This is a genomic window from Rubinisphaera margarita (assembly GCF_022267515.1).
GTDB lineage: Bacteria > Planctomycetota > Planctomycetia > Planctomycetales > Planctomycetaceae > Rubinisphaera > Rubinisphaera margarita.
Window position 1 is genome coordinate 245808 of sequence record NZ_JAKFGB010000003.1, and the last position, 11157, is coordinate 256964.

Annotated in this window: 9 protein-coding genes and 1 tRNA gene; 8 read left to right on the forward strand and 2 right to left on the reverse strand. The window is 57.5% G+C overall.

What is annotated here, in order from left to right:
- The first annotated feature begins 853 nt into the window (after positions 1-853).
- From L1A08_RS00930 to rpoN, 6 genes are all read left to right on the forward strand, one after another.
- The gene (locus L1A08_RS00930; RefSeq protein WP_238753192.1) at positions 854-1414 is read left to right on the forward strand and encodes a DUF309 domain-containing protein; all 561 of its coding nucleotides are present in this window, start codon (positions 854-856) and stop codon (positions 1412-1414) included.
- Positions 1415-1611: 197 nt separating this feature from the next.
- Entirely contained in the window at positions 1612-2697 is a 1086-nt protein-coding gene (locus L1A08_RS00935; RefSeq protein WP_238753194.1) for a 3-oxoacyl-ACP synthase III, read from the forward strand.
- 50 nt (positions 2698-2747) lie between these two features.
- Positions 2748-4466, forward strand: a complete 1719-nt coding sequence (gene dnaX, locus L1A08_RS00940) for a DNA polymerase III subunit gamma/tau (protein ID WP_238753196.1) — start codon at positions 2748-2750, stop codon at positions 4464-4466.
- A 142-nt stretch (positions 4467-4608) separates the two neighbouring features.
- Complete coding sequence (locus tag L1A08_RS00945) at positions 4609-4956, forward strand: YbaB/EbfC family nucleoid-associated protein (RefSeq protein ID WP_238753198.1); 348 nt, start codon at positions 4609-4611, stop codon at positions 4954-4956.
- A 70-nt stretch (positions 4957-5026) separates the two neighbouring features.
- Complete coding sequence (gene recR, locus L1A08_RS00950; RefSeq protein WP_238753200.1) at positions 5027-5638, forward strand: recombination mediator RecR; 612 nt, start codon at positions 5027-5029, stop codon at positions 5636-5638.
- A 181-nt stretch (positions 5639-5819) separates the two neighbouring features.
- Positions 5820-7292 (forward strand): RNA polymerase factor sigma-54, encoded by a 1473-nt coding sequence (rpoN, locus tag L1A08_RS00955; RefSeq protein WP_261362669.1) that lies wholly within the window; start codon positions 5820-5822, stop codon positions 7290-7292.
- Positions 7293-7577: 285 nt separating this feature from the next.
- On the opposite strand, the gene L1A08_RS00960 is transcribed toward rpoN, so the two are convergent.
- The gene (locus L1A08_RS00960) at positions 7578-8936 is read right to left on the reverse strand and encodes a sigma 54-interacting transcriptional regulator (RefSeq protein WP_238753205.1); all 1359 of its coding nucleotides are present in this window, start codon (positions 8934-8936) and stop codon (positions 7578-7580) included.
- Positions 8937-9019: 83 nt separating this feature from the next.
- On the reverse strand, positions 9020-9412 hold the full coding sequence (locus tag L1A08_RS00965; protein WP_238753207.1) for a hypothetical protein: 393 nt from the start codon (positions 9410-9412) through the stop codon (positions 9020-9022).
- Positions 9413-9665: 253 nt separating this feature from the next.
- Between L1A08_RS00965 and L1A08_RS00970 the strand changes: the two genes are divergently transcribed.
- Positions 9666-9752: transfer RNA gene (locus tag L1A08_RS00970), tRNA-Ser, on the forward strand.
- 973 nt (positions 9753-10725) lie between these two features.
- Entirely contained in the window at positions 10726-11082 is a 357-nt protein-coding gene (locus L1A08_RS00975; RefSeq protein WP_238753209.1) for a hypothetical protein, read from the forward strand.
- The last annotated feature ends 75 nt before the right edge of the window (positions 11083-11157 follow it).

Here is an 11157-nt window from a genome sequence, read left to right on the forward strand (position 1 = left end):
TGCTCTGTCAATAAACCGCACTGACAGAGGCAACATTCGACGCGATCCGAGGAAAAACTCGAAGATTTGTAGAATGGCGAACCGCGACATTTTCAGCAGAAGGAACGCTGACCTCTTCGAAAGTGTCGCAGCAGACTGGATTTAAATTTTATGGTCCAAGTCCGTTCAGGACAACGGAATTGTTTGATATGTCCCAAATTTGCACGTTGACGGCAAAACGGCCCTGTAGACATCTTCGGCCAGATCGACGTTCTTTGATCAATCCGGGACCTCGACATTCTCGGTCAGTTGGGTGGGCTGAAATCAACGGGGACAGTATACATCTGATTCCAGGGCGGTGAGGAACTGACTTTTTCGGCGTTTTTTCAGGGGTTTGCGAAAAGTCCTCTGACGTTGCGGGCGCCGACCGGTTATCAATGAGAGCATTGACAGCGACGTCACGACCTCGGGAATTTTGTGCACCTGTTTGCAGAGCGAACGCGGCGGGCCAGCATGGGCCGGGCTAACGTTGGCGGAGATCAAGTCGGCAACAAAGGGACTGACGGGGGTCGAAACTGGCTTTCACCAGGTTAAACGATTCCTACGACCGTACGCTCCGACCGAATAATCCGGCTCCCGTATGCGATTTTGCGCCGAGACAGGCAGGGACTGGGTATAATTCCGGGCCACCAACCGACTGCACGCTTCCCGTATTCGTCCCACCAGCTGTTTGAGGCCAGCAGGCGAACCCTCCGTTCGCTTCTCCCAGCTGCCGATGAGACCAGGTTTAGCGCCTAAATTGACAGTCCCCAACGAATAAATAGCGCCTGGCGTGCGTACGTCCCGCCTCAGGAATCGACAAGGAGTAATCCCAGTGCTTCAATCCACACTCAATGCCAAACGACTGATCCAGTCGATCGAATTACCAGCTTACGCATTTATCCCCGGTTCAGGTCTGCCTCACCCGATGCGCGATCCCCGTGGTCACAGCCACGGTCGGAAACGGGTTTCCCCACCAGCTCTCACGCTGGAAAACTGGTCGACCCACCGGAATTACCTGCTCGGCCTGGATCTGTTCAATTACGGATTCTACTGGGAATCTCACGAAGAGTGGGATCGCCTGTGGAAGTCCTCCGGTCCCGACAGCCTGACCGGCAAGTTCCTCAAGGGACTGGTTAAACTGGCTGCCGCCGGGGTGAAAGTTCGCGAAGGAAGCATCCACGGCGTCCGTCGTCATGCCGCCTCTGCCGGCGAAGTCTTTGCCGATGTCGCTGCCGAAGCCGATGTCGACAATTACTGCGGGCTTGAATTCACCGTGCTGCAATTTGCCGCTGATCGGGCCGCCCAACTGAACTACAAGAACAAGTTCGACGCCGGCAAGCCCGTTCGCGTCTTCCCGTTCATCCTGCAGCCGGAAGCGGAAACGATGTCCTGAATTCAAAGGACTCTCTGATCCCAAGAAACCTCCTGTTTTCAGGAGGTTTTTTTATTTTGCCCGTGTCGTCTTTCCGATGAGCGGCCGAGATTCAGAGCCGGGTCCTGTACCACTGGTCGAGATCTGCTCTAATACCGGGAGGTCGGCGGCGCAAGGGCGCTCCGAGATCGGTCCATTATCCAGATAGAATTGACCAGATGCGGTTTCAGAACGTCTGTCTCGAAGCGGTGGGATACGTGTTACCCGAAGAACGGGTGACTTCTCAGCAGATCGAGGAACAACTCAGGGATGTCTATGAGCGTCTCAGCCTGCCGGAAGGGCGGCTGGAGCTGATGACGGGTATCGAGGAGCGTCGCTTCTTTCCTCCGGGCAGCAAACCGGGGCCGATTAGCGCCGTCGCGGCACGGATGGCAATAGAGGCTTCCGGGTTGCCAGTCGAGCAGTTCGGAGCCTTGATTCACGGCTCGGTCTGTCGCGATCAGATGGAACCGGCGACGGCGAATCTCGTTCATTACCGAGCCGGTCTTCCCAGTTCCGCACTCGTTCTGGACGTGAGTAACGCCTGCCTGGGAATCCTGAACGGAGCAGTGATTCTGGCCCAGATGATCGAACTCGGTCAAATTCGGGCTGGCGTGGTGGTCGGCTCGGAACTCGGACGGGAACTGGTCGAAGGGACGATCGACTCACTGAAGAATGATCCCGGCCTGACGCGACAGTCGATCAAACCGGCCTTTGCTTCGTTGACGATCGGTTCCGGCTCGGCTGCTCTGGTGCTCTGCCATCGGGAGCTGAGTCAAAATGGGACCCATCTGGTCGGAGGGGCCCTGCGGTCTGATACCAGTGCTCACCTTCTCTGTGCCGGGGGTGTCGAGGACAAACACGGCGACAATCGGCCCCGCATGGAGACCGACTCCGAAGCACTGCTGCATGCGGGGATCAAACTCGCTCGCGAAACCTGGGAGCAAACCAAACAGACGCTGGAATGGACCGATGCGAGTGTCGCCCGAGTCTTCACGCATCAGGTGGGGAAAGCCCATCGGAAGCTCCTTCTCGAAGGGCTGCGCCTGCCGGAAACCAGCGATCATCCCATTCACGACCGCTTCGGGAACATGGGAGCAGCCGCGTTGCCACTTTCGCTGGGCATGGGCATCGAAGCCGGCGTCATTCCTTCAGAAAGTCAGGCGGCGTTGCTCGGCATTGGCAGCGGCTTGAACTCGCTGATGCTGGGGCTCAACTGGCAAAAAGGAGCCGTCAAAGGTACCGTGTGGAACGGAGCCGAGTGAGTCCAACCGACCGTTCGGCCAACGAGCAGGAGTCAAAGTCAGGGAGATCCATGTCGACACAACAGCCAGCCTATACCGTTCTGGCACGCAGATACCGCCCGCAATCGTTCGGCGATGTCGTCGGCCAGCAGCACGTCGCCCAGGCCCTGAAAAATGCCATTCTCGCCGACCGAGTCGCACACGCTTACCTGTTTACGGGAGCCCGAGGCGTCGGAAAGACGTCAATGGCCCGTATTCTGGCCAAGGCGCTGAACTGCCCGAACGCTGAAAAAGGCGAACCGTGTAATCAGTGTGAAATGTGTCATGCGATTGCCACCGGCGGCGATGTCGACGTCATGGAAATCGATGGGGCGTCCAACCGCGGGATCGATGACATTCGCGCCCTGCGGGCCAATGTCGGCATCCGCTCGATGCGGACCCGGATCAAGATGTATATCATCGACGAAGTCCACATGCTGACCAAGGAGGCGTTCAACGCGCTGCTCAAGACACTCGAAGAGCCGCCGCCAAACGTGAAGTTCGTCTTCTGTACGACCGAGCCGCAGAAGGTTCCCGATACAATTCTCTCACGCTGTCAGCGGTTCGATTTCTCCAGCATTGAGACACACGCCATTGCCCAGCGGCTGGCCGAGATCGCGGATCGGGAAGGCGTTTCGGTAACAGCCGAAGCCATCGATCTGGTGGCCCGCAGAGCAGGGGGCTCGATGCGGGACAGTCAGTCGCTGTTTGACCAGCTGCTCGCGTTCGGCGGAGTGGAGATCTCAGCTGCGGACGTCAACCAGCTTCTCGGGACCGCAGGCGATGAGCGGCTGCTGTCGATCATCGATGCGATTCGTCGCGGCGATCGAGCCGCCATCCTTGGTGAGGTCGATGACGCCATTCACGCCGGCGTCCAGCTCGGGAACCTCCTTGATCAGCTGGTCAACGTCTATCGCGATCTGATGATCGTCAAGTGTGGAGCCGAATCGGTCGAACTCCTCGGCGTGGGTCCGTCCCAGAAACCCCGTCTGCTGGAAGTTGCGGAGAGCCTTGGCCTGCAGACGATCACGACGGCAATGCAGATTCTGTCTGAAACAAAATCTCGTCTCAGTCGGGTGCCGCATGTGCGGGCTCTGCTCGATCTGGCTCTCGTTCGGCTGTCGATGCTTGAAGACGTCGAAAGCCTCAGTCAACTTGTGACCGAACTTCGCAGCCGCCCCGCCGGAACGGTTTTGAACGTTGGAGCGGCTCGTCCAGCCGCTGCAGATCCGCCGCAAAAAAAAAATCCTGAAGTAAGCCCACCGGCTGACAGTTATGGCGCTCCACCCGTTATCGAGGTCGGCGACGAGCCGTCGGTTGCAGACGAACCGGCTCCAGTTGCCCAGTCGGAAGCGGAGCAGATCACATTCACCGAAGCCAATCGCGAACGGATCTGGCGGGAACTGTTAAGTCGCGTCGATCCGACGGTCGCCAACTTCATGCGGCAGGCGACGAGGACGGCCGTGGTTTCATCCACAATATTGGAAGTCGTGTTTGCTCCCCGGGGGCAGTTCGCACGCGATATGGCTCAGAAACCCGATCAGATGCGAAAACTCGAGACCTGCCTGCAGCAGATCACCGGGGACGCGATTCATGTGCGGCTCGTCATCGACGAATCCCTCGCGGGGCCATCGACATCGAGAGAGAAGCCAGGAGCTGCCGCGGCCATCGTGAAGCACGAATTTGTCAAGCAGGCCGAAACCATTTTCAACGCGACGGTCGGTCATACCGATCGGATCCGAAAAAGTTGAAACATCGCCCTCCGACAGGGCGTGCATGCGTACAATGTGGGGATCGGACTTGATCCGAACTCGAATTAAATTGTAATCAAGAGAACTGCGATCAAACGCACGCGGACGCGATCAGCAGGATTCTACAGCGTAAGGAAAACCAATGTTCAAAGGACTCTCCAATATCGCCGGCATGATGAAGCAGGCTCAGGAAATGCAGGCCAAAATGACCGAAGTGCAGGAGTCGCTCAAGGACCTGCAGGTTTCCGGAGAAGCCGGCGGGGGTATGGTTAAGGTCATCGCCAACGGGCAGCAGGAGATCATCAGCTGCCAGATCGAACCGACGCTGCTGGAGTCGGGGGACCGCGAGGTTCTGGAAGACCTGTTCGTCTCCGCTGCCAATGCCGCACTGGCAAACGCTAAAGAAGCGGCTTCGGAGAAGATGTCGGAAGTCACACAGGGCCTGAACATTCCCGGCCTGCAGGACGCGCTCTCGAACTTTGGAAAGTGATTTGTTGAACTGCGGCCCGCGACATCGGAACCTGGTCGCTGCTGTTGACTGCATCTGTTGAAGAAACTGCATGGACGAGCAATCCCATCCTTACGGGCCGAGTGTGGCTCGACTTATTGAACAGTTCGGCGCTATGCCAGGTATCGGTCGGAAAACGGCCGAGCGGTTGGCCCAGTACGTCGTGAATATGGATAAACGCTCCGCGGCGGCCCTGATCCAGGCCATCGATGCGGTGAAGCGAAGCATCCGACGCTGCCAGAACTGCTTTACACTGACCGAAGGGGAGCTCTGCGACATCTGCGAGGATTCCCGGCGGGACCGCACGGTTGTCTGTGTCGTCGAGCAGCCCAAAGATGTGATTTCGCTGGAAGCTTCCGGCGCTTATCAGGGAACCTTCCATGTGCTCCATGGGTGCCTGTCCCCGTTGAACGGCGTCGGTCCGGAGAAACTGACGATCGACGCACTTGTCAAGCGAGTCGATCGGGACGGGGTCACCGAATTGATCATGGCGACCAATCCGACACTGGAAGGAGACGGGACGGCGCTGTATATCTCGAATCTGCTGGAGAACCGGGATCTCAAAGTCACTCGACTGGCCCGAGGGATTGCTTCCGGCAGTGTTCTCGAATTCGCCAACAAAGAGATGCTGGCCGATGCGCTCCGCGGACGTCAGTCTTTTTGACGGAGGTCCTTTCTGGCAGTAAGTTTGTAATAATTCCATGTCGCGTTCGAATGGAGAACCAGTATAATCGGCTAGTTTGGTGGCGGGGATTTCCTGAGGGAGGTCGTCGTGATCGTCATGCAGGGATCGAAGGAAGAGTAGTCCGGCACAGGATGCCGGTTGAAATATCGAGTTTGCGCACATGCATTTGAATTTCTCGCAGCAAATGAAGATGAGCCAGCAAATGAAGCTGGCTCCGCGCATGATCCAATCCATGGAGATCCTGCAGATGTCCGTCATGGCGCTGCAGGAAAAGATCGATCAGGAGCTGGAAGAGAACGTTGTTCTGGAGCAGATCGATTCCAAGCAGAAGGATGTTCACGACGGCGACCCCGATTCCCCAGAAGCCGGTCGCGAGATCGAACAGCGCGAGATCGTGGTCGATAACGATCACAACAACGAAGCCGACTTCGAACGTCTCCTGGAAATGTCAGCCGAGTGGCCTGAGGACAACATCACGTCCGGCGGCAAGCCCTCCTCGAACCGCATCGATGAATTCTCTGATCGCCAGCACGATCTGCTCGGCAATCTGCAGGCCAGTCCGCAGTCGCTGCAGGACTATCTGCTGGAGCAGTTCCACTACTTCGAACTCGATACTGAAGAACGCGACTTCGGCGAGTTCCTTGTTCAGAATCTCGATGAGAACGGCCGCCTGCAGGGAACGCTGCCGGAGATCATTCAGGTTTACGGTCAGCAGGTCGATTACGCCGTGGCCGACAGGGTCCTGAACATGATTCAGCGGCTCGATCCCCCGGGCGTCGGTGCTCGAAACCTTCAGGAATGTCTGCTCCTGCAGGTCATGGACGAGATGCCGCTTCGTGATGTCGTCGTGACTCTCATCACCGACCATTTGGAAAACATCAGCCAGAACCGTCTGCCTCTGATCGAGCGGACGACCGGGTACTCCCTCGATACGATTAAAGCGGCTCTCGAACAGATTCGAACTCTCGAACCGTTTCCGGGCCGGCGTTTCCAGTCGCACATTTCACAGAACGTTTCTCCCGATGTGCGTGTTGAGCAGGGCGAAGACGGCAAATGGCGAGTGACGCTGATCAACGACTACACGCCCGAACTGCGGATCTCCCGCAAGTACGTCCGCATGTTGCAGGACAATCCCGATCAGCAGACCAAAGAGTACATCCGCAAGAAGATGGAAGCCGCCAAGTGGCTGATCGAAGCCATTGAACAGAGGCATAACACGCTTCGGAAAGTTTCGCAGGCGATCGTCGACCATCAGTCCGACTTTCTGGAGAACGGACCGGAAGCAATCGTCCCCCTGAAAATGCAGCAGATCGCCGATGACGTCGGCGTGCACGTGACAACCATCTCCCGAGCCGTTGATGGCAAATGGATGGAAACGCCGCGAGGCATCTATCCACTGCGTCGCTTCTTCGGCGGTGGCACGACCACGGCAGAAGGGGATGAAGTCGCCTGGCAGAAGATCCGCCTGAAGCTGCAGGAAGTCATCGACAACGAGGACAAACACAACCCGCTCAGCGACGATGCCCTCGTCAAAGAAATGGCGACGCACGGCTACACACTCGCCCGACGGACGATCACCAAATACCGCAAAGCGATGAACATCCCCTCCTCGCGGCAACGCAAAGAATACTAGCCGGTCTTCTCGACCCGGGTGCCACTGCTGGCTTGCCCAGCAGTGCGATCGCGAATTCGACGACACAGAGTCAGCGAGGGAAATGGACGCCGAGTTGTCATCGCACCCTCGCTCACGCTTCGGGTTGGGATTCGCTTAGCAACGTGATAAACACTCTACAGGAGTGGAGTCCACCGTAGGGTCCGCTGTGCGGACGCGTATTGTGCGTTCCGCGAAGCAATCGGGCGTCATTGTTCTGATTACCGTCGTGAAGCACGAGACTCCGTTTTTGCGTCTCACTGCCGCCTACTCGCTTGCGATCCCCAGCGCTTCGAGGCGGCGGTAGAACTTCGCACGAGTCAACCCCAGTAGATCGGCGGCTTTGGCTTTATTGTCCTTCGCGTAGGCGAGGGCGCGTTCGATCTCCGTCCGTTCGACCGCATTGAGGCTTTCTTCCAACGGACGAAACGTTTCCTGTTGCACCGGAAGGGCGGCGTCGGCCTGCTGGCCCGAATGGAAGCCGAACGGCAGGTGTTCCAGCTTCACGATCGTCTCCTCGCAAGCCTGACAAGCTGCGTCGATGGTCTCGTGCAATTCCCGAGCTTCTCCTGGCCAGGAGTACGCCAGCAGAGCTTCCCGTACCTGACGGTCAACGCCACTCAACTGGCGCGCCCTGCCGCGATTGTTCTGTTCGACGAAGAGTTGAACCAGCAGGTCGAGATCAGCTCGTCGCTCCACGAGTGAAGGGACTTCAATCACAAAAGCAGTGAGCAGATAAAACAACGGTTCCAGAACCTGCTCCTGCTGCCGGGCCTCATCAAGGTCGTGAGCCGCGGAACTCAACAGGCGACACGTCTCCGGCCAGCGCTTCTCTCTCATTTCGAGCACATGGCTCTGCAGATCGGTTTCCAGTTCGTCGACATGTTCAAGCAGAATCCCGGTCGGGTCCTCCGCTTCGGCAGCGAAGCCGAGACAGTCGTCGAGCATTCGTTTGAAATCGATCCGGGAAAGCGACCGGCAGTCGAGCACGGCCAGAGGTGTAAACTGTTTCTGCTCCAGGGTCAGGATCATGCGGGCCAGCATCTTCCGTCCGGAGCCCGATGGGCCCTGCAGGTGCACGGGTACGCGACAACTTCGGGCGGCATTGATCTGCGTCGAAACGCGTTGCATCGCGGCACTTTTTGCGACCAGCTGCATCTGCCGCTGTACACCATCGCGGCGGCTCAGTAACTGGCTCAACTCGGCATGAAACTGCTGACTGGCCGGAGCAGGCCGGCTAACGACGGTTTCCTCCGCATCGATTTGCATCGCCAGAACCGCCGAGACATGCTCATCGTCGCTCCGTAAAGCAAAGTAGAGCAGCTTCAGCGTTTGCCGTCGTCCGCGCGAATCAATGAAGTGCGTTGTCACGACCCGATCGTCTCCGGCGAACACTTCAGGCGGAGGAGCCAGGGCAGCAAGCACTCGTTCGCTGAGAGAGCCGGTTGTTTCGGTGCGATACTCACACGATTTTCCAAGCACGTCTTCAGGATGACAGCCAGTCATCGCCTCGGCTCCCTGATTGAAGAACCGGACGCGGCCGCGGGGATCAAGTGCGATCAGGGGACGAGTCGTCTGATTCATCCACGCAATCAGACCGCTGTCAGAACGAAGTCTCTTCTTCATGTCGGGAACCCGGTGCAGGAGAGGCGGGCGAGAACCGCTCAGTCGGCTGATCGGACAGTGGCCGCCAGGTTCCCGCATCGGCTTCAGATAGTAGCCTCCTGACTGGTCCGCGTCATCAGCACGAGGGCCAGTGACGCGCCGAAGACGACCCATTCGCCAATGGTCACGCTCCGCACTTCCGCAAAAGCTCCCTGATAGAGCATCAGACTGATCGCTCGAAACAGCACCAGACAGCCGTGAATCAGTAGGCAGGCCCACAGAGCAGGGCGAGAGAACGAGGGGACGATCACGGGCATCAGAAAGAACAGCGCCATCCCCATTTCGAGACCGCCGTAGACAGTCAGAAATTCCGACCGGCCGCCGGGGCCGTTCAAACCAAGATGAACGGTTTGCGAAGCTTTTACCGGCTGAAAAGCACAATAGAGACTCAATCCGGCGTAGAGCAGACCGACAAGAACGAGAAACCCCTTAACCATGATGGACTCACTTTCTTCCAAGTTTTCGCCGAACCCAATGTGCTATGTTAGGCTCCATACCGGGAAGCCACACCCGTCGATTTCAAGAGGGCGGCAACTGCGGTACCGACAGGTCGCGATTTCCCGAAACACGCCTGTCAGACAGCTTTAGGAAGCCCGCCAGGAATCCGCTTGAGACTGATTGATTTCTGCGGCTCGTCTCTTACAATGGGGCCTCGCTGGCTCCGGCTCCATTGAGAGCAACCGCGATTCAGGAGAGGTGACGGAGCGGCCGAACGTGCCGGTCTCGAAAACCGGTGTACCGGAAACGGTACCGGGGGTTCGAATCCCCCCCTCTCCGCTCACTCGCCTGTGCTTCCATGAATCCCCTGTAAAATAGGGGTTCCGGGCGAGTGTCTGATTGACACAGTTGAACTGTGTCAATCAGATTGCTGAGGAGGTTAGACATCGTCGAGATTTCGGGATGGAAGAACTGCGAGTCTCCAACCGAAAAAGAACTTAAATGTCCGGCTCACTGTGAGGCGTTTGAAGTACTTCCACGCGACTGCAGTCGCTTCTTGTGTCGCTGCGACTCGTCATCATGCCGATGGTAATAGTGACGGACCATCTTACTGTTGCTGTGCCGCCGTGCGATAAAGAACAGCACAGCACGGAGCTGGTGCAACACCGAGAGCGACCACCTTGGCTGTCAGAAGAACGTCTGGAATTGTTGGGTTCGGATTCTTGCAACCCACTTCCGGCTGGGAGAGGTTCTAGCCGTTCCGACTTCGTCGTCCGGATGTTGTTCGGGAGCCGGGCTCGGAGAATCTCATTCTCCTTCTTGAGGTAGGCCACCTGACGGACGAGTTCCTGCTGGGTAAGTGAGGTCAGCATCACGATAGCGGACCCAACGAGCGTGGCATGGCGATCGTCCTTTGAAATGGGGATCAAAGGAGCTTCCCTGCAGAGAGCGAAGAATTTTTGCACCCCGGACGTCAGTCGGTGCGTGCCGAGTTTATCGAGTGGAGCAGGGGACCGGGATCGGGGGGCCTGCCATGGCAGAGTGCGCTCTCAAAGATACGCGCTTCATTCGGAGAGTCTCGAAAATGCGCGTCTGGCTCGATTCCAGGCGCGGAGGGTTCGCGGCTCCGTCCTGAACAGGAGGGGTGGCAGGTGGGGAGACCGATAAGACGCAGCTTGCTTCCTACTGAGATGGGACGCATCATGGGCCGAAGCCCGTCAATGGGCAACTGCTTGTTGCTGCGCATCCCGGAGATAAACCTCCGGGCCATCCCGCCAACTTCCGATTTATCCTGACCCATTGATAAAGATTTATGACACGCCCAGTTCCGGGAACAATTGATGTTGAAGGTCGAGAGTTTCTCTACATCGAAACCACCAGCGGTGAAGAATACTTTCAGCTTTTGAATGAAGCATTGGCATCTTGCCCAGATGTTCCGATGCCGCAGTCTGGTGGTATGATGGAGGAGAAGGCCCACGTCACTCTGGAAGATGGCTCATCACTGTTGGCGGTCTCATACAAAGGTGACATACCGGGTTGGAGACGCAAGCTGACAGCTTTTTGCGAGTCTACGGGTCGCAAGTGCGGCGTGGCTTCGAACCATAGGATCACGCTCTCTGATGGCACAGAGATTGACCTTTCCAGCAGTGAAGTTAGGTTTGAGCAGTAGCTTCCACTTCGTCATCTTCAGGCAGAATGGGGGTTGACACCGGCAATCCTATCTACTGTGCCCCCGGCATCGCTC

Excerpts from the sequence above, each read along its gene's own strand:
- L1A08_RS00960 (WP_238753205.1), bottom strand. The coding sequence starts at position 8,936 with ATGAAGAAGAGACTTCGTTCTGACAGCGGTCTGATTGCGTGGATGAAT.
- recR (WP_238753200.1), top strand. The coding sequence starts at position 5,027 with ATGGACGAGCAATCCCATCCTTACGGGCCGAGTGTGGCTCGACTTATT.
- rpoN (WP_261362669.1), top strand. The coding sequence starts at position 5,820 with ATGCATTTGAATTTCTCGCAGCAAATGAAGATGAGCCAGCAAATGAAG.
- L1A08_RS00975 (WP_238753209.1), top strand. The coding sequence starts at position 10,726 with ATGACACGCCCAGTTCCGGGAACAATTGATGTTGAAGGTCGAGAGTTT.
- L1A08_RS00945 (WP_238753198.1), top strand. The coding sequence starts at position 4,609 with ATGTTCAAAGGACTCTCCAATATCGCCGGCATGATGAAGCAGGCTCAG.
- dnaX (WP_238753196.1), top strand. The coding sequence starts at position 2,748 with ATGTCGACACAACAGCCAGCCTATACCGTTCTGGCACGCAGATACCGC.
- L1A08_RS00935 (WP_238753194.1), top strand. The coding sequence starts at position 1,612 with ATGCGGTTTCAGAACGTCTGTCTCGAAGCGGTGGGATACGTGTTACCC.
- L1A08_RS00965 (WP_238753207.1), bottom strand. The coding sequence starts at position 9,412 with ATGGTTAAGGGGTTTCTCGTTCTTGTCGGTCTGCTCTACGCCGGATTG.